A 25,832-nucleotide genomic window follows, 5' to 3' on the forward strand; every position below is an offset into this window, starting at 1 on the left:
GGAGCTGTTGGGTCAGCAGCCCAGCAGGCGGCTGGCGAGGTAGCCCTCGATCTGCTCCAGCGAGACACGCTCCTGCTTCATCGTGTCGCGCTCGCGGACCGTCACCGCGTTGTCCTCGAGCGTGTCGAAGTCGACGGTGACGCAGTACGGCGTACCGATCTCGTCCTGGCGGCGGTAGCGGCGGCCGATGGCGCCGGCGTCGTCGAACTCGATGTTCCAGTGCTGGCGCAGCGCCTGGGCGAGACCCTTGGCCTTCGGGGACAGCTCGGGGTTGCGGGACAGTGGGAGCACCGCGACCTTCACCGGGGCCAGGCGGTGGTCCAGGCGCAGCACCGTGCGCTTCTCCATCTTGCCCTTGGCGTTGGGCGCCTCGTCCTCGACGTAGGCGTCGAGGAGGAAGGCCAGCATGGTGCGGCCGACACCGGCCGCGGGCTCGATGACGTACGGAGTCCAGCGCTCGCCGGCCTCCTGGTCGAAGTAGAAGAGGTCCTGGCCGGAGGCCTTGGAGTGCGCGGTGAGGTCGTAGTCGGTGCGGTTGGCGACACCCTCCAGCTCGCCCCACTCGCTGCCGCCGAACTGGAAGCGGTACTCGATGTCGGCGGTGCGCTTGGAGTAGTGGGAGAGCTTCTCCTGCGGGTGCTCGTACCAGCGCATGTTCTCCTCACGGAGACCCAGGCCGGTGTACCAGTTCCAGCGCTGCTCCATCCAGTATTCCTGCCACGTCTCGTCCTCGCCGGGCTTGACGAAGAACTCCATCTCCATCTGCTCGAACTCGCGGGTGCGGAAGATGAAGTTGCCGGGCGTGATCTCGTTGCGGAAGGACTTGCCCATCTGGGCGATGCCGAACGGGGGCTTCTTGCGCGAGGTGGTCTGCACCTGGCCGAAGTTGGTGAAGATGCCCTGGGCGGTCTCGGGGCGCAGGTAGGCGACGGAGCCGGAGTCCTGGGTCGGGCCGAGGTGGGTGGAGAGGAGACCCGAGAACTGCTTGGGCTCGGTGAACTGGCCCTTGTTGCCGCAGTTCGGGCAGTTGATGTCGGCCAGGCCGTTCGCCGGGGCGTGGCCCTTCTTCTCCTCGTAGGCCTCTTCCAGGTGGTCGGCGCGGAACCGCTTGTGACACGAGGTGCACTCGGTCAGCGGGTCCGTGAAGGTGGCGACGTGGCCGGAGGCCTGCCAGACCTCGGGGGCCAGGATGACGGACGAGTCGATACCGACGACGTCCTCGCGCGACGTCACCATGTAGCGCCACCACTGGCGCTTGATGTTCTCCTTGAGCTCGACACCCAGCGGTCCGTAGTCCCAGGCGGCACGCTGTCCGCCGTAGATCTCACTGCAGGGGAAAACGAAGCCACGGCGCTTGCTCAGGCTGACGATGGTGTCGATCTTGTCGGCGGCCACGGTGCTCTCTTCATTACGACGACGGGCGTTGAAGCGAGATGCTTCCAGCGAATGATTCAGGTTACCGGCGCAGGCTCCCCCACGACCAAATCGGCCCCCTCCTTGGGCCCCTCACCAGCCTTGTTGACAACGGTTTCCATGTTTGTTGAAAATGACTGTCATGAACGTACGACGACAGCTCATACCCGCGGTGGCGACGACCGCGGTCACCGCCCTGGGCCTCGCCACCCTCTCCGCCTGCTCCGGCGCGAGCGCCGCGGGCAACACGAGCAAGTTCGACGTCGTCGCGTCGTTCTATCCGATGGCCTTCCTCGCCGAGCAGATCGGCGGCAGCCACGTCCACGTCACCACGCTGACCTCCCCCGGCCAGGAGCCGCACGACCTGGAGATCAGCCCGCAGCAGATCGCCGGGCTCGGGGAGTCCGACGCGGTCCTGTACCTGAAGAACCTCCAGCCCTCCGTCGACGACGCGGTGGCCCAGTCCCCGGTGCGGACGAAGATCGACGCGGCCTCGCTGACCACGCTGGAGGAGCACGGCAACGAGGTCGGCGGCCACGCGGCCGCGCACGACACGCACGAGGGCGAGGAGTCCGGCGGCAAGGACCCGCACATCTGGCTCGACCCGGTGCGCTACGCCCAGGTCGCCGAGGGTGTCGGCAACGCCTTCGCCAAGGCCGACCCGAAGCACGCGGCCGACTACCAGAAGAACACCGCGAACCTGGTCGGGAAGCTGGACGCCCTGAACTTCGCGTTCAAGCAGAGCCTCGCGCACACCAAGACGAAGGTCTTCATCACCACGCACGCCGCCTTCGGCTACCTCGCCGAGCGCTACGGCCTCACCGAGGAGGCCATCAGCGGCCTCGACCCCGAGTCGGAGCCCAGCGCCGCGCGCGTGAAGGACCTGGAGACGATGGCCAAGGCCGACGGCGTCACCACCGTCTTCTACGAGACGCTCGTCAGCGACAAGACCGCGAAGACCGTCGCGGGTGACGCGGGCCTGAGGACGGACGTCCTCGACCCGATCGAGGGCATCACGAAGAAGTCCCGGGGCACCGACTACTTCGCGGTCCAGGAGGCCAACCTCAAGGCCCTCCAGCAGGCCCTGGGCGCCAAGTGACCGGCACGGAGGAGACCACCATGGGCGAGCCCGTCATCGCCATGCGCGGCGTGAGCGCGGAACTCGGCTCGCGCCCGGTCCTGCGCGGCATCGATCTCACCGTGCGCCGCGGCGAGGTCGTCGCGCTGCTCGGCGCGAACGGTTCCGGCAAGTCCACGGCGGTGCGCAGCGTCATCGGCCAGGTGCCGGTCAGCGGCGGCACGATCGAGCTGTTCGGCACCCCGCGTCGGAGTTTCAGGGACTGGGCGCGCGTGGGGTACGTACCGCAGCGCACCACGGCCGCGGGCGGCGTCCCGGCCACGGTGGCCGAGATCGTCTCCTCGGGCCGCCTGGCCCGCACCCGCTTCGGCTTCTTCCGCAAGGCGGACCGGGCGGCCGTACAGCGCGCCCTGGAGCTGGTCGGCATGGCGGACCGGGCCAGGGACTCGGTGACCGCGCTCTCCGGCGGCCAGCACCAGCGGGTACTGATCGCCCGGGCCCTGGTCGCCGAGCCCCAGTTGCTGATCATGGACGAGCCGATGGCGGGCGTCGACCTGGCCAGCCAGGAGGTGCTCGCCCACACGCTCCGCGAGCAGGTCGCGGCCGGTACGACGGTCCTGCTGGTCCTGCACGAACTGGGCCCGCTGGAGCCCCTGATCGACCGGGCGGTCGTCCTGCGCGACGGCTGTGTGCTGCACGACGGCCCGCCCCCGCAGGCGGTCGGCCAGCACGCGCTGCCCGGCCACGACCACGTACACCCGCACGCACCCGCGGGCACCGAACCTCTCCGCACGGGACTGCTGAGCTGATGGACCTCCTCGACTACGCCTTCATGCAGCGGGCGCTCATCGCCGCCGTCCTGGTCGGCATCACCGCGCCCGCGATCGGCATCTACCTCGTCCAGCGCCGCCAGCCCCTGATGGGCGACGGCATCGGGCACGTGGCGATGACCGGCGTCGGCCTCGGCTTCCTGCTGAACCAGTCGCCGGTGTGGATGGCCACGGCCGTCTCCGTGCTCGGCTCGGTGCTGATGGAACTGATCCGCTGGTACGGCAGGACCCGCGGCGACATCGCGCTCGCGATGCTGTTCTACGGCGGCATGGCCGGCGGCGTGATGTTCGTGAACATCGCTCCCGGCGGCTCCACCGCCAACCTGATGTCGTACCTGTTCGGCTCGCTGTCGACGGTCGCCCCCTCGGACGTGACCGCGATCATGATCCTCGCCGCGTTCGTGGTCGCCGTGACCCTCGGACTGCGCCGCCAGCTGTTCGCGGTCAGTCAGGACGAGGAGTTCGCGCGGGTCACCGGGCTGCCGGTGCGCGCCCTGAACCTGCTCACCGCCGTCACGGCGGCGGTCACGGTGACCGTCGCCATGCGGGTGGTCGGCCTGATCCTGGTCTCCGCGCTCATGGTCGTACCGGTCGCCGCCGCGCAGCAGCTCACCCGCAGCTTCGCCGCGACCTTCGCGATCGCCGTCGCCATCGGTGTCACCGTGTCGATCGGCGGCACGGTCACCTCGTTCTACCAGGACGTTCCGCCCGGTGCGACGATCGTCCTGCTGACCATCGGGGCGTTCGTCGTCCTCACCGCCCTGGCCACCCCACTGGCCCGCCGACGCGCCCGCGCGGCCGCCGCGGCACAGCCCGCGGGCGACCCCGCGGAGTGCTCGATTCCGGCCACGCGAGGGGCGGGCGACGAGGTCGGCGTCTGACCGCGCACAGCCCGGGCTGGCACAATGGCCCGGGCAGACGCGAGACGTGAGGAGACGACGGTGACGACCGCTGGACCGCCCGTGAAGGGCCGCTCCACCCGGCAGCGCGCAGCCGTGGCGGCGGCCCTCGACGAGGTCGACGAGTTCCGCAGCGCGCAGGAACTGCACGACATGCTCAAGCACAAGGGCGATTCGGTCGGCCTGACGACGGTCTACCGCACCCTGCAGTCCCTCGCCGACGCCGGTGAGGTCGACGTCCTGCGCACCTCCGACGGCGAGTCCGTCTACCGCCGCTGCTCCTCCGGCGAACACCACCACCACCTCGTCTGCCGCGGCTGCGGCAAGGCGGTCGAGGTCGAGGGCCCCGCGGTGGAGAAGTGGGCCGAGGCCATCGCGGCGGAACACGGCTACGTCAACGTGGCGCACACCGTGGAGATCTTCGGTACGTGCGCGGACTGCGCCTCCGCCGGGAACTGACGCTCAGGCCCGAGTCAGGTTGCGGTCGAGTATCTCCCGCAGCCTGTCCGCGTCGGCGGGGTTCCGCAGGCCGCGCTTGGGCAGCACGGTGAAGCAGGTGGCGTTCTTGTCGTCGCTGAAGGTGAAGAAGGCGTCCTTGGTCTCGCGGTAGCACGGCTGGGCGGCCCAGTTGACCGACGTCGTGCTGTTGTCGGTGGTCATCGTCAGCCCGGCGTCCGTGACGGTCACGCGGTGCACCCCGTTGCGGGCGACGACCTTCATGAGCTGGCGGGCCTGCAACCGAGGTATGAGGAGCAGCAGCCCCACGGCCAGAGGCAGGTAGATCAGCAGGAACCAGTCGGGGTCGCCGTCGGGGAGCGCGAGCGCGACGTTCAGCACCCAGGTGACGGCCAGCACGACCAGGGCCGACTTCCGGATCCGCCCCACCCGGTTGAACCGCTTGCGCTCCCGCAGTGCCCCCGCGAAATCCCCCGCGACCGGCTGGTACGCCAGCTCGACCACGCCCTGTTCGGCGTCCCGCCCCATGTCCATGACCATGAGGCGGGATCGTACAGGCAGCTTTCAGCCACGCCCGAAGCAGCGCTCCAGCTCGTCCAGGTCGTAGAACTTGCTGCCCTCGGCGATCGGGCGGCAGCCCGCCTTGAAGGCCGTCTCCTTCTCGTTGTAGAGCATGCGGACCAGGTAGTCGTCGCCGCTCTGGAAGACGTCCCACTGGATGTTGGCGCCCAGCGGGGACACGGAGGCACCCCGCCAGGGGTTGTCGGCGTAGGTGTACGGCTCCCCGGGCGTCGCCGGCTCGGTGCTGCCGGGCAGGCCCATCAGCGCGGCCAGCGGGATGATCTCCTCGGCGTGGGTGAAGCGCAGTTCGGCGCCGAGGTCGCTGGTGCCGTCCCGCTTGGCCTCCACCTGCTTGAAGAAGTCGTCCAGCAGGACGCCGGCCATCTTGTAGGTGATGTCGCTGTCGGCGAAGCCGGGACCCTTCTCGTAGAAGTCCTCGGCGTCACCGAGGTACCCGAACCAGGCCGCGTCCGAGCGGGAGATGTACCGCTCCATGCCCCAGCCCTGCCCGTCGGGGCTCTCCTCGCTCATCGCGGGCGCGATGGCGTACAGGTTGTAGACGGCCTGGGCGGCCGTGACCTGGTCGGCGATCTGGTCGACGAAGTCGTCCTTGAAGATCCTGCGCAGGACGCTGCGGGCGGCCTCGTGCGTCCGGGGCTGGTCGGTGATCGACTTCAGGGTGTCCGCGAGGCGCCGGTCGTGCGCGATGTAGTCGCGGTAGGCCGCGCCGCCCGGCGCCTTGTGGAAGTACAGCAGGTCCTTGTCGGTGCGGGTGGGCCCGATCAGCGGCCCCAGCGCCGGGTCGGCCTCGGCGAGCGCGCCCGTGAAGGCGGTGCCGCTGTCGACGGCCCGGCCCTGGCCGGAGCTGACCACGTCGATCTTCTCGCCGTCCGCGGCGATCTTCCCGAACAGGGAGGGCAGCCGCTGCTGCAGGCGCGCGGCCGTGTCCTTCATCTCCTGCTTGCCGCGTCCGCTGAGGTTGCCGTAGCCGACCTTCGACATGGCGTCGAGCAGGGCCCGTACCGTCGGCCCGAACTCCTCGCCCTTGCGGGTGAGTTGTCCCTGCTCCTGCGCCTTGTCCCACAGGGCGAGGATCAGGTCGCCGTCCTCGCTGTCGGTGGCGGAACGGGAGCCGTGCCGGGAGACGTTCTCGGTGAAGACGGGGGTGTAGCCGGCGGGGGTCCGCTGGTAGGTGCGCGGGTTCTGCTCGGGCGTGTAGGGCGCCTTGGTGCCGTAGGAGTCCCGGTGCGCGGGACCGTCGGACGCGTGGGCCGGCAGCGCGGTGAGCAGCAGGGCGCCGAGGGCGAGGACAGGCGTGAGACGTCTCATGAGTCCCGCATCCTCGGCGGCCCGCGTGAACCGCCGATGGCTAGGAGGTGGCGTCACCCTTCATCGCGGCTTCCATGGCGAGGAGTTCCTCGTTCGGGACGGCTCCGCCGAAGCGGCGGTCGCGGGAGGCGAACTCCATGCAGGCCCGCCACAGGTCACGGCGGTCGAAGTCGGGCCACAGGACGTCCTGGAAGACCATCTCGGCGTACGCGCTCTGCCAGAGCAGGTAGTTGGAGGTGCGCTGCTCGCCGCTGGGGCGCAGGAACAGGTCCACGTCCGGCATGTCCGGGTAGTACAGGTACTTCTGGAGGGTCTTCTCGTTGACCTTGGAGGGGTCGAGGCGGCCCGCCTTCACGTCCTCGGCGAGCGCCTGCGCGGCGTCGGCGATCTCGGCACGGCCACCGTAGTTCATGCAGAAGTAGAGCGTGAGCAGGTCGTTGCCCTTGGTCTGCTCCTGGGCGACCTGCAGCTCCTTGGCGACCGACTTCCACAGCTTGGGCATACGGCCCACCCAGCGCACCCGGATGCCCAGCTCGTCGAGCTGGTCGCGGGTCTTGCGGATGAAGTCGCGGTTGAAGTTCATCAGGAAGCGGACCTCGTCGGGCGAGCGCTTCCAGTTCTCGGTGGAGAAGGCGTACAGGGAGATGTTGCGGACGCCGATCTCGATGGAGCCCTGCAGCACGTCGAGCACCCGCTCGGCGCCGACCTTGTGGCCCTCGGTGCGGGGCAGCCCGCGCTCCTTGGCCCAGCGGCCGTTGCCGTCCATGACGATCGCCACATGGTTCGGCACCAGCTCGCCCGGGAGCTTCGGCGCGCGGGCACCGGACGGGTGCGGCTCCGGCGACTTGTACTCGCGGCGCTGGCGGCCCAGGATCCCGCGTACGACCATGTGCTTCTCGTCTCCCTTGCTCACTGTTCCACGTAGCGGAGGGAGCGCAGTCCGCGCTCCAGATGCCAGTGCAGGTAGGCGGACACCAGCCCGCTGCCCTCCCGGACGTAGCGCGCCTCGCACGCGTCCGCCGTCTCCCAGTCTCCCGTAAGCAGCGCGCCGAGGAGTACCAGGGTCTGCGGCGAGGGTACGACGCTGCCGGGCACCCGGCAGTCGACGCAGACGGAGCCGCCGGAGGCCACCGAGAAGAAGCGGTTCGGACCGGGCATTCCGCACTTGGCGCAGTCGCCGAAGCTGGGCGCGTAGCCGTTGACGGCCAGCGAGCGCAGCAGGAAGGCGTCGAGGACGAGGTTCGGGGCGTGCTCGCCCCGGGCGAGGGTGCGCAGGGCGCCCACCAGCAGCAGGTACTGCTGCACGGCCGGCTCGCCCTCGTGGTCCGTGAACCGCTCGGCGGTCTCCAGCATGGCCGTGCCGGCGGTGTAGCGCGCGTAGTCGGTCACGATCCCGCCACCGTACGGAGCGATGGTCTCGCTCTGCGTGCACAGCGGCAGCCCGCGCCCGACCAGCTCACTGCCCCGTGCGAAGAACTGCACGTCGACGTGGGAGAACGGCTCCAGCCTGGCCCCGAACTTCGACTTGGTCCGCCGCACCCCGCGCGCCACGGCACGCACCCGCCCGTGACCGCGCGTGAGCAGCGTGATGATGCGGTCCGCTTCTCCGAGCTTCTGGGTGCGCAGGACGATGCCGTCGTCCCGGAACAGACTCATGGCTCCATTCTGCCCGCTCTCTTCAAGGCACCTCGCCCCGGCTGCGCGCATTGGCGTGGGCCGTCGCCGCGCTCAGTCGCTCGGCCTGGGTGGCCTGGCGGACGGCCTCCGGTCTCGCGTCCCACTCCCGCCCGCCGCCGTACGGTCGCAGCTGGACGTACGGCCCTTCGTGCCCCATGACGATGCCGAGGCGTCCGGTACGGGTGTCGACGGCACAGGAGCCGACGGGGAGTTTCATCGCGTCCACCTCCGGTGGCTCCCCTGCCCCCGGCAATTTCACGCTTCGCATGCCACTGGTGGCCCAGCGTGCCTACACTCGGCCGGAGTCTGCCCTGTGCAGCGCGCTTGGCGCTGCCCGGTGAGCTGCGTCAACTCACCCCCTGCCGAGGGCATTTCACCCTGTCATTGGTGCGACCTGTGGCAGCTACGCCATTCGTGTGCGATCTCTTGACCACCCCCACAGGCGCTCTTATGGTCACGCTGACCGATCGGACGTAGGACGTCGTACCTCCCCCTCCCCCCGACCCCGCTGGAGGAACCGTGCGCGACGACGTGACCCACGACGTGCCGGCACCGCGCCGCCGGTCGTTCCTGAAGTACACGGGGGCGCTGGGCGCGGCCGCCGCTCTTCCGCCGGTGCTGGCGGGCTGCTCCTCGGGCCCGGAGTCCACGAACGACACCGGGAGCGGGGGCGGCGGCAAGGACCGCACGCTGACCGCGGTGATCGGGTACGGCAACGACGGCAGCTGGGATCCGACGCAGACTGCGTCGGCGTTCGCCATGGCCGCGAACAACCACATCTACGAGGGGCTGCTCGACACCGACCCGATCTCCCGGGTGCCGTACCCGGCGCTCGCCACCGAGGTGCCGAAGGACCCGAACGCCACGACCTGGCGGTTCACGCTGCGCTCCGGTGCGACGTTCCACGACGGGAAGCCCGTCACCGCCGACGACGTCGTCTTCGTCTTCGACCGGATCCTGGACCCGAAGACCCAGACCCTCGCCAAGGGCTTCTTCGTGAGCTGGCTGCAGGAGGCGCGCAAGGTCGACGCGAAGACCGTCGAGCTGGTCCTGAAGTTCCCCTTCCCGGACGGGCTCGCCCGGCTGACGCTGGCCAAGATCATGCCCAAGCACGTGTTCTCCAGGCCGGGCGCCTGGGACGACGCGATCAAGGGGCTCGCGGTGGGCTCGGGGCCGTACCGGCAGACCGCGCACCACCCGAAGTCGAACACCACCTTCGAGGCGTTCGCGGCCTACAACGGCCCACGCAAGCCCGCCTTCAAGCGGATGAACTGGCTGACGATCGTGGACGCGGCCCCGCGCGTGGCGAAGATCTCCGGCACCGGCGCGGGCGCGCAGATCGCCGACAACATCCCCTACGCCAACATCCCCCGCCTGGAGCAGGGCGGTCTGAAGGTCGCGGGCGGCGCCGGGATGAACAACCTGTTCCTGATGTTCAACACCAGGCACAAGCCCTTCGACGACGTGCGGGTGCGGCAGGCACTGCACTACGCGATCGACACCGAGAAGATGGTGCAGGTCGCGCTGAAGGGGCACGGCAAGCCCGCGTCGTCGTTCCTCAACGAGGGCAACCCCAGCTACCGGCGGGCCAGGACCGTCTACGACTACAACCCCGCGAAGGCGAAGGCGCTGCTGAAGGCCGCCGGGGTCAAGGGCCTGAAGATCGAGATCCTCGCCGTGAACGTCAGCTGGATCGTGGACTGTCTGCCGACCGTCAAGTCCTCCTGGGACGCGATCGGCGTGGAGACGACCCTGGCGCCGCAGGAGACCACGGCCGTGTTCACCAAGATGGACCAGAAGCAGGACTACCAGGTGGTGGCCGCGGCCTCGAACCCCAACCAGTTCGGGCTCGACGCCGACCTGATCATGCACTACAACTACGGCCCCCAGAACCTGTGGATGCAGTACACGCGGTGGGCCGACAACCCGGTCGCGGGGCAGCTCTTCAAGGACATGGACCGGGCGACCCGGGAGCCGGACCCGGCGAAGAAGAAGGCGATGATCCAGGACTACGTCGACGTCGTCGCCGAGCAGGCCGTGCTCTACCCGGTCGTCCACAACGAGCTGATGACCGCCTGGGACCCGCGCAAGCTCGCCGGAATAAGGCCGCAGCCCTACCCGGGCATCAACCTCCTGCAAGCCCAGTGGACCTGACGGCATGACGGCTGTCGTACGGATCCTGCTCCGCCGCGTCGCCCTGTTGGTGCCGTTGCTGCTCGGGATCGTGCTGTTCGTGTTCCTGGTGATGCGGTTCTCGGACGTCGACCCGGCGTCCGCGTTCTTCCAGGGCGCGAACCCGACCCCGCAGCAACTGCATGACTTCCGGGAGCAGAACGGCCTGCTGGACCCGCTCCCCGTCCGCTACGTCCACTTCGTCGGCGACCTGCTCCACGGCGACCTGGGCACCAGCGCCCTGACCCGGGCCCCGGTCGTGGACCAGGTCACCACCGCGCTGCCGCTCACCCTCCAGCTGACCTTCCTCGGTCTCGGCATCGCGGTCGTCCTGGCGCTGGCGGGCGGCGTCACCGCCGCCGTGTACCGCGACCGGCTGCCGGACCAGGTCATCCGGGTCGTCTCTCTCGTCGGGGTCGCCGCGCCCGGCTTCTGGCTGGCGCTGCTGATGATCCAGTACCTGGCGGTGGACCGGGGCTGGTTCCCGACCGGCGGCTACATCAACCCGGCCGACTCCTTCACCGGCTGGCTGAAGACGATGGCCCTGCCCGCGTTCGCGCTGTCCCTGCCGGTGGCCGCCCAGCTGACCCGGATCGTGCGGACGTCGGTGGTGGAGGAGCTGGACAAGGACTACGTGCGCACGGCGATCGGCAGCGGCCTGCCGCCCCGGGTGGTCGTGGGCCGGAACGTCCTCAGAAACGCCCTGGTCAATCCGCTCACCGTGCTCGGCCTGCGCGTCGGTTATCTGCTCGGCGGTGCCGTCGTCATCGAGACGATCTTCTCGCTGCCCGGCATGGGCAAGCTGATGATCGACGCCGTGCAGAACGGCGACCCGGCCGTCGTCCAGGGGGTCGTGCTGACCACCGCGACCGGGTTCGTCGTCGTCAACCTCGTCATCGACATCCTCTACCTGCTCGTCAACCCACGTCTGAGGGCGGCCTGATGGTCACGCGCGCCGAACTCACCGAGCGGCTCTCCCGGCCCGGCGTCCGGCTCCGGGGCCGGCGCCGGCTGCCGCCGCTGTCGAAGGTCGCCGTCTGCTTCCTGGCCCTGGTCGTCCTGGTCGCCGTACTCGCCCCGGTGCTCGCCCCGCACGACCCGCTCGACCAGCAGGACCCGGTCGACGGCACCGGACACCCGTCGGCCGCGCACTGGATGGGCCAGGACAGCCTCGGCCGGGACATCCTGAGCCGGCTGATGTACGGCGCCCGCTGGTCCCTGGCGATCGGACTGGGCGCGACCGCGCTCGCGCTCGCCGTGGGTGCGGTCGTCGGGGCGCTCGCGGCCACCTCCCGCAAGTCCGTGGACGAGACACTGATGCGCTGTCTGGACGTCGTGATGGCGTTCCCGGGCATCGCGCTCGCGGCCGTGCTGGTCGCCGTCTTCGGCGGCGGGATCGGCGTGCTGATCTGCGCGATCGCCTTCCTGTTCACCCCGCCGGTGGCCCGGGTGGTACGGGCGAACGTCCTCGACCAGTACGGCGAGGACTACGTCACCGCGGAACGCGTGATCGGCGCGCGCACCCCGCACATCGTGCTGCGGCACGTGGCCGTCAACTGTGCCGCCCCGGTGCTGGTGTTCTGCACGGTCCAGGTCGCCGAGGCCATCGTCTTCGAGGCGTCGCTGTCCTTCATCGGCGCGGGCGTACGGCCCCCGGACCCCTCCTGGGGCAGTGTCATCGCCGACGGCAAGAACATGGTGCTGACCGGCGGCTGGTGGGCGACCGTCTTCCCCGGGCTGCTGATCCTGCTCACCGTCCTGTCCCTGAACATCCTCTCCGAGGGCGTCTCGGACGCGTGGGCCGCCCCGGCCGCCCGGGAGGTCGCCGCGCCCGAGGACCGGCTGGAGGCTCCGGAGGCCGGCGGCGGGGAGGTGGTGCGGCTCCCGGGGCTGACCGAGGCCGCCCGTCGCCTGCGCTCACGGGCCCGGCCCCGGCCCGCGCCCGGCGGCCGGCCGGTGCTCGCGGTGGAGAACCTCGCCATCGGCTTCCCGGACCGGCACCGGGGCGTGGACATCGTGGACGGGGTCAGCTTCGAGGTGCACCCCGGCGAGGTGCTGGGCCTGGTGGGCGAGTCGGGCTGCGGCAAGTCACTGACCGCGCTCACCATCATGGGTCTCCAGCCTCAGCAGGCCCGGGTGCGCGGCCAGGTGCGCTTCCACCAACGGGACCTGCTCGCCGAACCGATGCGCGTACGACGGCGCCTGCTCGGCCACGAGATGGCGATGGTCTACCAGGACGCCCTCTCCTCCCTGAACCCGGCGATGACCATCCGCGCCCAGCTGAAGCAGCTCGTGCGTCGCGGCGGCCACCGCACCCCGCACGAACTTCTCTCCCTGGTCGGCCTCGACCCGGACCGCACCCTGCGCAGCTACCCGCACGAACTCTCCGGCGGCCAGCGCCAGCGCGTCCTGATCGCCATGGCCCTGTCCCGCGACCCCGCCCTGATCGTGGCCGACGAGCCGACCACCGCCCTGGACGTCACCGTGCAGGCCCAGGTCATGGAGCTGCTGCTGCGGCTGCGCGAGGAACTGGGCTTCGCGCTGATCCTCGTCTCGCACGACCTGGCGCTGGTCGCCGACATCACCGACCGGGTGGTGGTGATGTACGGCGGGCAGATCGTGGAGACGGGCGTGACCGCCGACCTGGTGGAGGCACCGGCCCACCACTACACGCGCGGCCTGCTCGGCAGCGTGCTCTCGCTGGAGTCCGCCGAAGAGCGGATGACGCAGATCAGGGGGGTCGTACCGTCCCCCGCCGACTTCCCGGCGGGCTGCCGCTTCGCCGACCGCTGCCCGCTGGCGACCGATGTCTGCCACACGACCGCACCGGTCCTCACCGGCACGCCCACGCACACGGCCGCCTGCCACCATCCGGCGGTGCAGCTGACGTCGGCCGAGAGCGAGGAGGCCTTGCAGTGACCGCTGCCGTAGAGGACCGTGCAGTGACCGCTGTCGTGGAAGTCCAAGGCGCCCACGTCGTCCACAAGGCCCGCAGCGGCGGCCTGTTCACCCGCGACCGGGTGTACGCCCTGACCGGCGCCGATCTCACCGTGGCACCCGGCGAGACGGTCGGGGTGGTCGGCGAGTCGGGCTGCGGGAAGTCGACACTCGCGAAGGTGCTGGTGGGCATCCAGCGGCCGACCGCCGGGACGGTGTCGTACCAGGGCCGCGACCTGTGGTCGATGCCGCCCGCCGAACGCCGGGCCACGGTCGGCGCGGGCACCGGCATGATCTTCCAGGACCCGTCGACGGCCCTGAACCGCCGGCTGACGGTGCGCAGGGTCCTGCGCGACCCACTGGACGTCCACGGACGCGGCACGAAGGCCGAACGTGAGGACCGAGTAAGGGAGTTGATGGCCCTGGTGGGCCTCCCCCGGGCCCTCGCCGACGCACTCCCCGGACAGCTCTCCGGCGGCCAGCGCCAGCGCGTCGCCATCGCCCGCGCGCTGGCCCTGGACCCGGGTCTCGTCGTCGCCGACGAGCCGACCAGCGCCCTGGACGTCTCGGTCCGAGCCCAGATCCTCAACCTCCTCCTCGACCTGAAGGAACGCCTCGGCCTCGCCCTGGTGTTCGTCTCGCACGACATCCAGACCGTACGGAGGATGAGCGACCGGGTGATCACCATGTACCTGGGCCGGATCGTGGAGGAGACCCCGGCCGGCCGGGTCACCGACCAGGCCCGGCACCCGTACACCCGCGCCCTGTTCTCCGCCACGCCCGGCCTGCTCGACCCCATCGACCCGATCCCGCTGACCGGCCCGGTGCCGTCGGCGACCCGCCCGCCGAGCGGCTGCCCGTTCCGCACTCGCTGCTGGAAGGCCGACGAGGTCTGTGCGGGTGCGATGCCGGGCTTCTCGGCCGCGTCGCAGACCGGACACCGCTACCGCTGTCACCATCCTGTGGAGGAGGACCGGTCGACCCGCGATCTGGTTCGCCAGAACCTGCCCCAGGAGCCTTGATGACGCTTCCCGCCCCGCTGACCGGTGTCGTTCCGCCCGTCTGCACCCCCCTGACACCGGACCGCGAGGTGGACGTCCCCTCACTGCTCAGGCTGGTGGAGCACCTGGTGGAGGGCGGGGTGCACGGGCTGTTCCTGCTCGGCTCGACCTCGGAGGCGGCCTTCCTGACGGACGCGCAGCGCAGGCTGGTGGTCGAGGCGGTCGTCGGCCACGTGGCTGGTCAGCTGCCCGTTCTCGCCGGGGCCATCGACATGACCACCCCGCGCGTCCTCGACCACGTCTCGGCGGTCACCGCGGCCGGCGCCCGGGCCGTCGTCGTCACCGCCCCCTTCTACGCCCGCACCCACCCCGCCGAGATCGTCCACCACTACCGCCGAATCGCGGCCGCGAGCCCGGTCCCGGTGATCGCCTACGACATCCCGTCCGCCGTACACACCAAGCTCCCCGCCGACGTGGTGCTCGGTCTCGCCGGCGACGGGGTGCTGGCGGGCCTGAAGGACTCCAGCGGAGACCTGGCCGCCTTCCGCGAGGTCGTCACCGGCGCCCGCACCCACCCCGGCTTCAGCGTCCTGACGGGCTCCGAACTGATCGCCGACGCGGCACTGGCACTGGGCGCCGACGGCGCGGTCCCGGGTCTGGCCAACGTCGACCCCCACGGCTACGTCCGCCTCTACCGCCTGTGCCGGTCGGGCGACTGGGAAGCTGCCCGGGCCGAACAGGACCGGCTGTGCGCGCTGTTCGGAATGGTCGGGGTCGGGGACCCGGAGCGGATGGGCGGCAGCTCGTCGGCGATCGGCGCGTTCAAGGCTGCGCTGCATCTGCGGGGCGTCATCGACTGCCCGGTGACGGCGGAGCCGCAGGTGCCGTTGTCGGGGGACGAGGTGGTGAAGGTGGGGAAGTTTTTGGCGGGGGCCGGGCTGCTCTAGGCGGTTTCGCTCGCATCAGCCGGCCCCTGGTACCGGCACCCTGTGATGCCTGTGCGTCACCACCGCTCACACGACGCTCAGGGACTGCCGGACGAGAAGCGATAAAATTACCCAAATCGGTGGCCTGACTTCCGGACCTGGGCTGCACTCGACCTGTGTGACCTTGGGGAGCGGCATGATGGCGAGGTCTCCTGAGAAACGCGGAGTCCCGCACAGCGCTGGTGTGCGGGCCAGGTTGCTGCCCTTCCTGCCCGCTCTACTGCTGCTCATCGGCCTGCTCATCGGCCTCTTCACACCCCGCGCGGTCAGGCCGGACGCCTTCCTCGCCACAGCCATGATCTCCGGCGCCGCACTGCTGCCCCTGTGGGGGACCGTGCTCACCGGAGTGGGCGCGTGCGCCATCTTCGTCGGCCTGATGGCCGACTTCGACGCACTGACGGATGCGACCGCCTACTCCGAGCTGGCCACCCTCGTGGCGATTGCGGCATTCGCCGTCTTCTTCAACCGCCTGCTGGACCGACGCGCCCATCAGCTGGTTCAGGTCCGCTCAGTGGCCGAGACCGCCCAGCTGGCGGTGCTGCACCCGATTCCACGACACCTCGGTCACGTCACACTCGACAGCCTGTACCTGGCTGCTGCGGCGGAAGCCCGGATCGGCGGCGACCTGTACGAGGCGATACGCACCCCGCACGGCGTACGGCTGCTCATCGGCGACGTACGCGGCAAAGGCCTGCTCGCGATGCAGGCGGCGGCGATGCTGCTCAGCGCCTTCCGCGAGGCCGCCCACGACGCACCCGACCTGCCCCACCTCGCGCGCCGCCTGGAGACGAGCGTGAGCCGCAACGCCTCCAAGTACCCGGAGATCCCCGGCTCGGAGATCGTCGAACGTTTCGCCACCGCGCTCCTCGCCGAGATCCCGGACGACGAACCGGTCGTCCGGACCGTCACCTGCGGCCACCCTCCCCCACTGCTGCTGCACCGCGGCGAGGTACGGGAGCTGCAGCCCGCCGCCCCCTCGCCACCACTCAACCTCGGTGACCTGGTGAGCGACGGATACCACGTCGACCTCACCCCCTTCCACCCCGGAGACCAGCTCCTGCTGTACACCGACGGGGTCACCGAGACCCGCGACCGCTCCGGCGCCTTCTACCCCCTTGCCGAACGCGTCCGCTCATGGAGCGGCGAGGCCCCCCACCAGCTCCTCGACCATCTCCACCGTGACCTGATCGCCTACAGCGGCGGCGCCCTCGACGACGACATCGCCGCCCTCGTCGCCCGGCGGCGCCCGAGCCTCTGATCCTGGGGCGAGGCTCTGACCGGCGCCCCGGACCCCCGCCGGCGGTCGCCGCGTCCCGGCCAGGGTCAGGTGGGCGTGGGGGCGTTCGCCGCCGCGGGACGAGTCTCCTTCAGGGCGCCTATGAAGGGGACGAAGGATGCGACGGGGAAGGTGAGGGTGGCTCTCGCCGGGGCCTTGGAGTCGCGGATGGATATGTGGGTCCGGCGGTCGGCTATCTCCACGCAGGCGTTGCCATCGCCGCCACCGGAGTAGGACGACTTGCGCCAGTGATCGCGGTTCGCCATGAGTGCCTCACAGCTCCTTTGACAGCCTGTGGATGAAGTCACGCGATCGCTCAGGGTCAAGTGACACTGCTTGCAGTCTACGGAAGTGCGTTCGGAACACACCCAGCTGTGCTTCGGAGTCGATGAAGACGGTGCCGTGAGGCCCATCGCGCACGACGGTGTCCAGCTTCGGAACAGCACCGCCCGCGTACACCATGGCGGCACCGACGTCGGTGAAGTGCTCCAGATCAAAGGGGATCACACGCACAGTGATGTGGTCTGCCTCAGAAAGTTCCAAGACGCGAGCGAGTTGAGCCCGTGAGGCGGCGCGGCTGCCGACCATGATGCGCAGCGCCGCTTCATGGACCAAGGCGTCGTACGGGATGGTCGGTTCCTTCTCAAGGATGGACCGCCGCCGCATCCGGTGCTGGACCCGCAACTCCAACTCTTCCTCGGGCAGTTCGGGAACGCGGGACGAGAAGAGCGCCCGCGCGTAGTCCTCTGTCTGAAGAAGCCCGGGGACGTACAGGAGTTCCACGTCCCATCGGTACGCGGCGTGGTGCTCCAGCTCTGACAGGTCCAGGAATGACGTCGGGAGGAGGCCTCGGTACTCCTCCCACCAGCCCCGTGTCCGGCCGACCGCCATTGCGGCCAGGGCGTCGACCAACTCCTGGTCCGTGCAGGCGTACTGCGCCGCAATCCGCCGTATGCGTACCTTGCTGACACCTGCGAGGCCGGCCTCGATCTGACTCACCTGCGCGGAGTCGGTCCCAAGCAGCGCTGCGGCCTCGCGCCCCTTGAGTCCCGCGGCCTCACGAAGTTTCCGCAGCTCGGCGCCTAGGCGCTGCTGACGTGCGCTCGCCTGCTGCCTGCGTGGCATGGCTCCTCCTGAGGTCCCAACTGTCGGGAAGGAGTGACTCGTTCAGGGGTGAGATTACGGCAACGACTTGCACGGGACCAAATTTGAGCCCTACCGTCGGTGACGCGACGTACACGCAGCGGAAGCGCACCGCTCCGCCGTGCCATGACGGCTGCGGCAATGCCACCGCGCGCGAATCTCACTCCCTCTGAACGGAGTTAACGCATGCCTGAATCCTGGGACTACACGCTGTACATCCCGAACGACCTCAGAGCGGTCACCATCTGTCGCCGGACCCTGCGCCTGATCCTGACGATGCACGGGCTGATTGGGTTGGCGGACACGGCGGAACTGCTGGCGACGGAGCTGGTCTCCAACGCCGTACGGCACACGAAGGGGCCAGCTGCACTCAGAGTTCGCCGAACCGAGGAGGGCGCGGTATGGATCGGGGCGTGGGACACCGACCCGGGGCCGCCGGAGCCTCCGCGGCCGCTGGAGCAGGTCGCCGAGTTGGTGGAGGAGGGGCGAGGGTTGGCGCTGGTTCGGGCCTGCGCGGACTTCTGGGGCTGGCAGCCGTCGGCCCGTTTCGGGAACCGGGGCAAGTTCGTGTGGTGCGAGCTGGGGGCTGCGTGACGCCCCACCCGGACGGTGTTTGGTGGATTTGGGCCAAAGGGTCTCGGAAACGCCGCAGGTCGGAAGGCCGATTGTGCTTTTGGGTGACCCAGATCTACCACTCGTTACTTGGAGCGGCGCTACATGCCTGCCCGGGTGGGACGGTCACCGGAACGGAATGTTCAGCCAAGGACTGCCGGGGTCTGACATCAGGATGCGGTGGGCCTCCAGCATGTCCTGGTACCAGTCACCGAACTCCTCGTCGTCGAAGTGGAGGCAGCGGCCGAGGATGTAGCCGGCGGAGAAGTCCTGCCAGGACTTGTAGGACAGGGAAGCGGCCCGCCCCGCCTGGATGACGGCGGACTCGGCCTCCGCAAGAGTGCCGAACCGGGACCCGAGCCCCCACCGGGCCATCTTCGAGGCGCGCCCGAGATCCCAGGCGTCGAGGGATGACACGTACCGGTTCTCGTCGAGCACGCCGTCGGCACGCATCCGGGCCTCGTAGCGGGTGATCCGCCCGATGAGCCGCTGCACACCCTCGACGTGGGCCTCGACCTCGGACTCGGGCCGGGGCTCGGTTGTGGTGACGCCGTCTTCGGACACCACGATCGAACCCCCGGACTTGGCCCGGATGATGTTGGCGGCCGCCTGCCGCCAATACCCCAGGTCGACGTGCCCGCCGAAATCCCGAGCGATGCGCTGGCGCAGACCGAAGGCGAAATCCCAGACGGAGCTGTGCTGCTCGCAGGCGAGGAGGTCGCGGAGGTAGTCCTGCCACTCATCGCGGTTGGTGATGCCCCACCACTCGCGAAGCCGTTTCCGTTCCCCCAGATAGCCGGTGCCGTGCCAGGCCATGGCGTTCCAGACGGAGTCGTTGCTGACACACAGGAGGGCTCCGCAGGCGAGGCCGTGGGCGACGGATCCGTGAAGCGGGCCGCCGACCCGGAGAGTGAGCAGCCTGCGGGGGACCCTCAGGGAGCCATTGGTGCGGTAATGCTGAGCCCATGCGCCGGAGTGCGGTGGCGCCGCCGGGAGGAAGGCCTCACAGGGGCTGCCCGGATTGACCACGATCCACGGCGGACGCCCCGGCTTCCATACCTCGGCGAACCACCCGAGCCTGCGGCGGTGGAAAACCCGATACGGTTCAGGGGCGGGCAGCATGCCCACGGTGTACACCGCCCAGATGGGACCGCCGGCACGTGGATCGTGCCCGAAGACCGAGTACGTCTTGTCCGGGTCGGTATCTGCCTTGTCGCGCTGTATCTCGAAATACAGTGGTTCCGACGCGAGCGCGTCGAAGTACGCCGCCCAGTGCTCACGCGCCTTGGCTTCGAACAAGGCCTGCTCGATCTCCGTCGGCGGCGTCCAGGCAGACGGTGCTGGGGCTCCGAAACCCGCCGGCGGCGGACCAAACGACATGAAGCTCTCTGCCTCTCAGGCCGATCAGGAGTCAGCGGCAAGGTAGACACGGTCCACTTGCCGACTTGGAAATCCACTACTGCGGAAAACAGCAGGTAAAACCCAGCTGTCGGCTTGACTGTGGCGCATCCCAGTCCCCCTGACCGGCTATGGCGATGTAGGCGTTGCGACTGTGGACTCTGCCCCTTCAGCACCCATACCAGGCCCCGAGTCGTCGCATGCCATCTTCGATGACATACCCGGAGATCCCACGCACTGTGCTCGACGTGGACCTGATCTCGGACAGGGCGTGAAGCCCGGTCCCTTGCCAGCCGTTATCCACTTAATCACAGGACGTCCGATAGAGAGGCTCGATAGTGTTCCACCTCCTGCTGAATATAGGGCGAGAGGTCGACGAGTAGACGCACCGTCTCATCGAGATGACGTGCGAGTTGTGGCGCATCCCTCCATACCGATTCTTTTCGCGTCAATACCGCCGAGAGCAAGTCGTCGTCATACCAGCCAGTCTCCGCTTCTTGCGGCGCCGTTTCGCGCAGGAAGTCCAGAGCCACAGGCAGCAGCCACCGGAGGCCGACATCCTGACCGATCAATCGACGAAGATCCTCTACGGAGAGTTCCTTGATGGCCCGCCGCCTCAACGCATGAACACTACGAATCAATGATGTGCCGTCCCTTGGCGGATCAGGCCACCGATCTCCTTCCAGTTCTTCAATCGATCTATCTTTGTCAACAGAATCGGACAGCATAAATCCCTCCATCCCTCGAGCTACTCATCAGCGATGTCCGATTGAATGCAGGAACCCGTTGAGACGGTCAAGTTCTCCAATTACATCCTTACGTTTAGCGATCAGGACCTCCAACCCTCGATCCGTCAGCGTCTCGGGAGGACTTTCGATTTCACGCTCAAGAACCCTCCTGACCCTGTCCAAGCCATCCCGCGCCTGCTTCAACTCAGCGATGTGATCGAAAGGTGTTCCGTCGGCTTTCCGTGCGACTACTTCTCCATTCGCCTCTCGCCTAGCCGCATTGTAGTGATTATGCTTCGGCTGCGAATTCACGTCGCCCAGTGGATCCTTCTTTATGTTCTCAAACTTTTCAATGGCTCGCTGTGCAGCCGATGACAATCCCAACCTACGGCATTCTTCAGGCGCGAGTCCCAGCGGGTCGGCCCAGGTGTACGGGTTCTGGACGTATGTGGACGGGTTGGGCGCGGGCGCGAGTCCCAGCGGGTCAGGGGTGATGTACCGGGCGGTTTCGGGATCGTAGTGGCGGAAGTAGTTGTAGTGGAGTCCGGTTTCAGGGTCGTAGTACTGCCCCGGAAAGCGAAGGGGTGTGTACACGCTGCTGCTAGCTGCCCACGCCGTCGTTCCCCACACTGTGCTTCGGGTGCGCCAGGCGATCTCGCCCTGTTCATCAATGAGCTCGCCAGGAGTGCCGACCAGGTCGGTGACTATGGCGAAGAAGCGGGAGTCGATCTCCTCCTGAGGAGCGTCAGCGGCAGTTATCCGTTCCGTTTGACTCAGAGGATGCAGACCCTGATGGTCCCAGGTGAGAGTGACCGGGTTCGGGAGGTTGGGGGACGTCGTTGTCTGCTCGCAGAGGTTGGTGCCGTCCCACGTGAAGTCGATGCGTTCTACGACCGTCTCGCCGTCCGTAGCCAGGCGGAGTTTCGACGTACGGCGGTCCAGCGGGTCGTACGTGTAGCGCCACCGCGTGCCGTCAGGGGTCACCACTGACGTGAGGCGGTCTTCGGCGTCCCACTCGTAGCGCCAGGTGTCCGGCTTTCGGGACAATCGGGATTTCTGGCGGAGCGTGATGCGACCAAGGGCGTCGTGTTCGTAGCGGACGTTGCCCGCTCGGGTGATGCGAGTACCCGTGTAGGCACGGGCGCCTGCTGCCTCGTGACCCGGGTGGTCGACCAGCCAGGAGGCCTGCGTCTGGTTACCTGCCTCGTCATAGGCGTACCGCTCCGTCCAGCTGGCCGCGTGGACCGCCGTCACCCTGCCCGTCACATCCAGGTCGAAGCGGCGAGAGCCGGACAGCTGATCGTCGATACCAATCAGGTTGCCGTCTGCGCGGTAGGCGTACGCCCGGTGTTGCACCCTGCGGCTGTCGACGCCGGTCACCGACTGGGTGGTCAGGCGGCCTAGCGCGTCGAAGGTGTGCTCCAGTCTGATCGCTTCGCCGATGCGGCGGCAGAGTTCGCGGCCTGCCTCGTCGAAGGTGAAGTCGATGGCTCGGCCTGACGCCACCATGCCGGTGCGGCGACCTGCGGCGTCGTACGACCAAGTGGTGGTGGCGCCTTTGGGGGTCGTACGGCCTGTGCGGCGGCCCAGTGAGTCGTAGGTGTACGTCAACGCGCGGCCGTCGACCGTTTCTGAGCAGAGTCGTCCGTGGCGGTCCCGCAGCAGGGCCAGAGTCGTGCCGTCCGGGCCGGTGGCCTGGGCAAGCTGATCGGTGAAGTCGTACTCGTATGTCGTCAGCTTGCCGTTGGCGTTCTTGCGGATGACCTGGCCGAGTTCGTTGCGTTCGAAGGTGATGGTCTGGCCGAGGGGGTTGGTGCGGGCGGCCAGGAGGCCCGCGGCGTCGTTGGTGTAGAGCTGGACGCGGTCGTCGAAGTCGATCTCGCGGATCAAGCGACCGGCCGCGTCGTATTCGTACGTCCAGGTCATGCCCTGCGGGTTGGTGACCTGAGTGAGGCACAGGGTGGCGTCGTGTGCGAACTCGTAACGGGCTCCGTCGGGGCCGGTGCGGGCGGTGAGCAGGTCGAAGTGGGTGTATTCGAAGCGGGTGACGCCACCGATCTGGTCGGTGTGGGTGGTGCAGTTGCCCTCGCCGTCGTAGGTCCAGCGTTCCTCGGTGCCATCGGGATCGATGCGCCGGGTCAGCTTGCCTTCAACGGACCATTCCAGACGGGTGACGGCACCGAGCGGGTCCGTGAGGGCGACCGTGCGCCCGAAGGCGTCGTACTGGTAGCGCGTGGCGGCTCCGCCGGCATCGGTGACCTCGACCGGTTGTCCGGCCGGATTGCAGCGGACCCTGGTGATGTTGCCCAGAGGGTCCGTGACGGCAGTCAGGTGACCGGCGGCGTCGTACATGTAGCGGGTCACCGGGCCCGCGGGGTCGGTAACGGAAGTGCGGTTGCCCCTTGCGTCGTACTCGCAGCGGGTCACGCTTCCGTCGGTGCCCACGATCTTCGTCGGCAGGCCGAACTCGTTGTAGGTGGCCGTCGTGCGTCGACCGTCAGGCCGGACGATCTCGGTCAGGTTGCCGGCTTCGTCGTAGGTGAAGGCGGTGGTGTGGCCAAGAGGGTCGATCCGGGAGAGGAGACGGTTGTAGCGGTCACGGACGTATTGCGTGGTGGCACCCAGGGGGTCGGTCTCGGCTACGACCTGCGAGCGATCGTTGACCAGGAAGTGCGTCTGATGACCGTGGGAGTCGGTCAGGGTGGTGACGTGGGTGCCCGTGGTCGGATCCGGGTCGCCGTAGGCAAATCGGCTGTGTACGTGGCCGGCTTCGCCCCACTGTTCGATGCAGCGGTCCTGGTCGTCGTAGACGTAGGTGAACCGGCTGTTGTTGGTGTCGATCCAGGCTGTGATGCGACCGCGCTCGTCGGTCTCGAAGCGGAGCGGGGAGCCGGAGGAGTTGATGACCTCGGTGAGGTGCCCGTCGGTGTAGCCGTAACGCAGTACGGTCTGGCCCTCGGCCTGGTCACTGTGCGCCAGGTGCAGGCCGGTGATACGGCCGTCCTGTGCCGTCAGCTTTACGCGATAGCCGCAGCTGTGCTCGACGGAGCGAGGGGTGCCTTCTGCGTCGTGGTCGAAGGTGATCCAGTTCCCGTTGCGGTCGTCGATCTGCCGGAGAAGGGCCAGGGAGTCCGTGTGGTCCTCGAAGTGCCAGACCCGGCCCGTCTCGGGTGCCGTCACGGTGTAGCCGTCGGCAACTCGGTCCAGCGGCCAACGGGGGCCTCGCTCCGGCAGGACTGGCAGGCCGGGTGCCGGGTGGGGATAGATCAGGAGCATCCCCTCCTCGGCTACGAACACCACGCCCTGAGCGTCGATCTCCAGACGCTGGTCCAGTGTGCTTGACCACTTCGGGCCGAACCAGCGCCCCGAGCGGTAGGAGGAATTGAAGTACCGCCGCAGGATGAGGGGCAGGCTTCCGGGCAGGGTCAGGTCCGTCTGCGGAAGCACCATGTACCCGGAGGCAACATCCACCGGGTCCTCACGGCACTCCTTCCTCTGGTGCTCCTGTGCATTGGAGTCGGGATTGTCCTCCGCGTTCCCCCGGGCAGCGTTCCCTTCGGAATTCGCCGCCTCGCCCTCCGCCGCCCCGCGTTCCCCAGCCGCCGCCTTCTCAGCCCCCTTCACCCCGTCTTCCGCGACCCGGACCCCGTCCGCAGCCACTCCCTCGGCCCCCGCCTCCGGGATGAAGAACTGGGGCAGGAGTTCGCCACCCACCCCGCCAGGGTCCTCAAGGAAGGAGTTCCAGAGCTGGTTGGCCGTCTGGGTGGGGTGGGTGACCATGTGGACGGCGCCGCCCAGCAGTTCCACCTTGGCCTGAGCCGCTTCGTAGGGGTGCGTGACCGCGTACGGATCGAGCGGGTTCGCGTTGCGGGCCAGGTTGTTCAGGTCCCCGAGCCCACGCATGACACCGCCGAAGAAGCGCATGTCCTCCGTCTTGGCGGCATCCCACGCATCCGCGCCGTCGAGCTTGAGCTGGTTCACGGCCGACGGCTCGTGCGGAGCGTGCTGCAGGGCAGCTTTGACGCGGTCGGCGGCCTCCGAGGCGAGGTGGGTGCGCTGGCTCCGTGCGGCGGCCAGGATCTGTTCGGCCGCGTGCTTGGCCTCGTCGCCCGGATCCTGCTCCGAGGGCCTGGGGCCGGGGTCCTTGTCGCCCGCATCGAGTGCGTCGTTGTACGTCTGCACCTTCTGCTGGTGGGCTTTCGAGGCGGCCTTGCCCTCGCGGTACTTCGCAACCGCTTCCCCGGCTTGCGCCTGCGCCCACTCCACCGTGTGCGCGAAGTTCTCCAGCGCCAATGCCGCCTCACCACAGGCTTCCGCGGCCTGCTGCCACTTGACCTGGTGCGAGGCGAACTTCTTGCGGAAGGTGTCGGCAGCCTCGCCCTTGAAGTCCGACGAGTCGAGATTCTTCATACCGGCGGCGACCGCACCGAAGGCCTGCGCGAAATGCAGCAGATGCCCCGCCGTCTCGCGCAGCTTCGCCGGATTGCCGTGGATCAGTTCCTTCGGATCCTCGGTCTCGTCCAGTTGCTGCTCGTCCACGTGCGCGCCCAGCTTCGACGCGGTTGAGTCACCCCAGTCGTCGACCTTGTCGGCCGCACCGTGCGCACCGGCCCAGTCGAGCGCGTCACCCACACCGTGGGCACCCTCGTCGATGACATGGCCGGTCGCCCGCTTGACGTGGTCGTAGCCGGACTTGAGCGACCCCAGGGCGCTGTTGAACTTCCCCGTGAGAGACATCAGTTGCCGTCACCCGCCCCGGTCACGTCCCGCACGATGGACGGCGTGATCGGGATCGGGCTGCCTGGCGCGCCCTCGCTCGTCTCCACGTCCGTGAGCATGCCCTTCCCCGTCTGCTTCACCGAGTTCACCAGGTTGTCGCGGTCCTTCTCGCCGTAACCCGTGGTCATCGCGGCATGGTTGATCTGGTCCAGGCTCTCCTTCTCCACCTGCTCGTTGGAGGCGAACGGATCCCCGACCACGGAGTTGTAGGCGACCTTCAGCGAGCCCTTCACGTACTCGTCCGTCTGGTGGAAGGTGCCGGCTGCCAGCCCCATCCCCTCCGCGAGCGCGTTGCCCTCCTGCATCAGATCGCGCACTCCCCACTGCCAGCGCTCGCAGAAGGTGTGCAGCATCGCGCCCAGCTGGTCGTCACCGACGTCCATGCCGTCCATCTCCAGGCCGGTGAAACCGCGACCCGCGCCCGCCCAGCCCTTCATCCCACCCAGCGAATCCATCTCGCTCAACGCCTTGTTGATGCCTTCGGCGATCAACTTCAGGCCGTGCACCTGCAGATCCGGCTGACCGCCCCCGTTCGGCGTCGTCATTGCCGTCCCTCC

General features: G+C 68.7%; 23 protein-coding genes. 11 read left to right on the forward strand and 12 right to left on the reverse strand.

Annotated elements, in window-relative coordinates; all coding sequences use genetic code 11:
* Positions 1 to 12: 12 nt before the first annotated feature.
* Positions 13 to 1,395: a glycine--tRNA ligase gene (locus ACFYZZ_RS12265; RefSeq protein ID WP_389174348.1), complete on the reverse strand. Its 1,383-nt coding sequence runs from the start codon at positions 1,393 to 1,395 to the stop codon at positions 13 to 15.
* A 160-nt stretch (positions 1,396 to 1,555) separates the two neighbouring features.
* On the opposite strand from ACFYZZ_RS12265, the gene ACFYZZ_RS12270 reads away from it, so the two are divergent.
* Genes ACFYZZ_RS12270 through ACFYZZ_RS12285 form a run of 4 tightly spaced genes read left to right on the forward strand, consistent with a single transcriptional unit; the run spans position 1,556 to position 4,679 of the window.
* On the forward strand, positions 1,556 to 2,512 hold the full coding sequence (locus ACFYZZ_RS12270) for a metal ABC transporter substrate-binding protein (RefSeq protein ID WP_389174350.1): 957 nt from the start codon (positions 1,556 to 1,558) through the stop codon (positions 2,510 to 2,512).
* Between the two features lie 20 nt (positions 2,513 to 2,532).
* Positions 2,533 to 3,300, forward strand: coding sequence for a metal ABC transporter ATP-binding protein (locus ACFYZZ_RS12275; protein ID WP_389174353.1), 768 nt, complete (start codon positions 2,533 to 2,535; stop codon positions 3,298 to 3,300).
* A complete protein-coding gene (locus ACFYZZ_RS12280; RefSeq protein ID WP_389174355.1) occupies positions 3,300 to 4,202 on the forward strand; it encodes a metal ABC transporter permease in 903 nt (300 codons plus the stop codon). Before ACFYZZ_RS12275 ends, ACFYZZ_RS12280 begins: the two co-directional genes overlap by 1 nt.
* A gap of 60 nt (positions 4,203 to 4,262) precedes the next feature.
* Entirely contained in the window at positions 4,263 to 4,679 is a 417-nt protein-coding gene (locus ACFYZZ_RS12285; protein WP_389174358.1) for a Fur family transcriptional regulator, read from the forward strand.
* Between the two features lie 3 nt (positions 4,680 to 4,682).
* Here the strand turns inward: ACFYZZ_RS12285 and ACFYZZ_RS12290 are convergent, their stop codons facing one another.
* From ACFYZZ_RS12290 to ACFYZZ_RS12310, 5 genes are read right to left on the reverse strand one after another with little or no spacing between them, the layout of a single operon-like run.
* Positions 4,683 to 5,216, reverse strand: a complete 534-nt coding sequence (locus tag ACFYZZ_RS12290) for a YcxB family protein (RefSeq protein ID WP_145883227.1) — start codon at positions 5,214 to 5,216, stop codon at positions 4,683 to 4,685.
* A gap of 24 nt (positions 5,217 to 5,240) precedes the next feature.
* The gene (locus ACFYZZ_RS12295; protein WP_389174361.1) at positions 5,241 to 6,566 is read right to left on the reverse strand and encodes a histidine-type phosphatase; all 1,326 of its coding nucleotides are present in this window, start codon (positions 6,564 to 6,566) and stop codon (positions 5,241 to 5,243) included.
* Positions 6,567 to 6,606: 40 nt separating this feature from the next.
* A complete protein-coding gene (locus ACFYZZ_RS12300; RefSeq protein ID WP_389175724.1) occupies positions 6,607 to 7,455 on the reverse strand; it encodes an isoprenyl transferase in 849 nt (282 codons plus the stop codon).
* A 20-nt stretch (positions 7,456 to 7,475) separates the two neighbouring features.
* A complete protein-coding gene (gene recO, locus ACFYZZ_RS12305; protein ID WP_386571960.1) occupies positions 7,476 to 8,222 on the reverse strand; it encodes a DNA repair protein RecO in 747 nt (248 codons plus the stop codon).
* A 22-nt stretch (positions 8,223 to 8,244) separates the two neighbouring features.
* Entirely contained in the window at positions 8,245 to 8,460 is a 216-nt protein-coding gene (locus tag ACFYZZ_RS12310) for a hypothetical protein (protein WP_386571959.1), read from the reverse strand.
* Positions 8,461 to 8,762: 302 nt separating this feature from the next.
* Here ACFYZZ_RS12310 and ACFYZZ_RS12315 point away from each other — a divergent pair, with 302 nt between their 5' ends.
* The 6 genes from ACFYZZ_RS12315 to ACFYZZ_RS12340 all read left to right on the forward strand — a co-directional run bounded on the left by ACFYZZ_RS12315 (position 8,763) and on the right by ACFYZZ_RS12340 (position 16,597).
* A complete protein-coding gene (locus ACFYZZ_RS12315; protein WP_389174366.1) occupies positions 8,763 to 10,397 on the forward strand; it encodes an ABC transporter substrate-binding protein in 1,635 nt (544 codons plus the stop codon).
* Positions 10,398 to 10,401: 4 nt separating this feature from the next.
* Positions 10,402 to 11,358: an ABC transporter permease gene (locus ACFYZZ_RS12320; RefSeq protein ID WP_389174369.1), complete on the forward strand. Its 957-nt coding sequence runs from the start codon at positions 10,402 to 10,404 to the stop codon at positions 11,356 to 11,358.
* Complete coding sequence (locus ACFYZZ_RS12325) at positions 11,358 to 13,334, forward strand: dipeptide/oligopeptide/nickel ABC transporter permease/ATP-binding protein (protein ID WP_389174372.1); 1,977 nt, start codon at positions 11,358 to 11,360, stop codon at positions 13,332 to 13,334. The genes ACFYZZ_RS12320 and ACFYZZ_RS12325 overlap by 1 nt, the downstream gene beginning before the upstream one ends.
* 23 nt (positions 13,335 to 13,357) lie before the next feature.
* Positions 13,358 to 14,374 (forward strand): oligopeptide/dipeptide ABC transporter ATP-binding protein, encoded by a 1,017-nt coding sequence (locus ACFYZZ_RS12330; protein WP_389175726.1) that lies wholly within the window; start codon positions 13,358 to 13,360, stop codon positions 14,372 to 14,374.
* Positions 14,374 to 15,300: a dihydrodipicolinate synthase family protein gene (locus ACFYZZ_RS12335; RefSeq protein ID WP_389174375.1), complete on the forward strand. Its 927-nt coding sequence runs from the start codon at positions 14,374 to 14,376 to the stop codon at positions 15,298 to 15,300. The genes ACFYZZ_RS12330 and ACFYZZ_RS12335 overlap by 1 nt, the downstream gene beginning before the upstream one ends.
* Positions 15,301 to 15,523: 223 nt before the next feature.
* On the forward strand, positions 15,524 to 16,597 hold the full coding sequence (locus ACFYZZ_RS12340; protein WP_389174378.1) for a PP2C family protein-serine/threonine phosphatase: 1,074 nt from the start codon (positions 15,524 to 15,526) through the stop codon (positions 16,595 to 16,597).
* A 65-nt stretch (positions 16,598 to 16,662) separates the two neighbouring features.
* On the opposite strand, the gene ACFYZZ_RS12345 is transcribed toward ACFYZZ_RS12340, so the two are convergent.
* Both ACFYZZ_RS12345 and ACFYZZ_RS12350 read right to left on the reverse strand, forming a co-directional pair.
* Entirely contained in the window at positions 16,663 to 16,881 is a 219-nt protein-coding gene (locus tag ACFYZZ_RS12345; RefSeq protein ID WP_389174381.1) for a DUF397 domain-containing protein, read from the reverse strand.
* 7 nt (positions 16,882 to 16,888) lie between these two features.
* Entirely contained in the window at positions 16,889 to 17,740 is an 852-nt protein-coding gene (locus ACFYZZ_RS12350; RefSeq protein WP_389174384.1) for a helix-turn-helix domain-containing protein, read from the reverse strand.
* 204 nt (positions 17,741 to 17,944) lie between these two features.
* On the opposite strand from ACFYZZ_RS12350, the gene ACFYZZ_RS12355 reads away from it, so the two are divergent.
* Positions 17,945 to 18,352, forward strand: a complete 408-nt coding sequence (locus tag ACFYZZ_RS12355; protein ID WP_389174387.1) for an ATP-binding protein — start codon at positions 17,945 to 17,947, stop codon at positions 18,350 to 18,352.
* 144 nt (positions 18,353 to 18,496) lie between these two features.
* Here ACFYZZ_RS12355 and ACFYZZ_RS12360 read toward each other — a convergent pair whose 3' ends face one another.
* From ACFYZZ_RS12360 to ACFYZZ_RS12375, 4 genes are all read right to left on the reverse strand, one after another.
* Positions 18,497 to 19,750 carry a DUF1266 domain-containing protein gene (locus ACFYZZ_RS12360; RefSeq protein ID WP_389174390.1) on the reverse strand — a complete coding sequence of 418 codons (1,254 nt, stop codon included), beginning with the start codon at positions 19,748 to 19,750 and terminating at the stop codon, positions 18,497 to 18,499.
* Between the two features lie 326 nt (positions 19,751 to 20,076).
* Positions 20,077 to 20,496 carry a contact-dependent growth inhibition system immunity protein gene (locus tag ACFYZZ_RS12365; protein WP_389174392.1) on the reverse strand — a complete coding sequence of 140 codons (420 nt, stop codon included), beginning with the start codon at positions 20,494 to 20,496 and terminating at the stop codon, positions 20,077 to 20,079.
* Between the two features lie 27 nt (positions 20,497 to 20,523).
* Positions 20,524 to 25,233 carry a putative T7SS-secreted protein gene (locus ACFYZZ_RS12370; RefSeq protein ID WP_389174395.1) on the reverse strand — a complete coding sequence of 1,570 codons (4,710 nt, stop codon included), beginning with the start codon at positions 25,231 to 25,233 and terminating at the stop codon, positions 20,524 to 20,526.
* The gene (locus tag ACFYZZ_RS12375; RefSeq protein WP_389174398.1) at positions 25,233 to 25,820 is read right to left on the reverse strand and encodes a hypothetical protein; all 588 of its coding nucleotides are present in this window, start codon (positions 25,818 to 25,820) and stop codon (positions 25,233 to 25,235) included. Before ACFYZZ_RS12375 ends, ACFYZZ_RS12370 begins: the two co-directional genes overlap by 1 nt.
* Positions 25,821 to 25,832 lie beyond the last annotated feature (12 nt).

Source organism: Streptomyces sp. NPDC001816 (assembly GCF_042892235.1).
GTDB lineage: Bacteria > Actinomycetota > Actinomycetes > Streptomycetales > Streptomycetaceae > Streptomyces.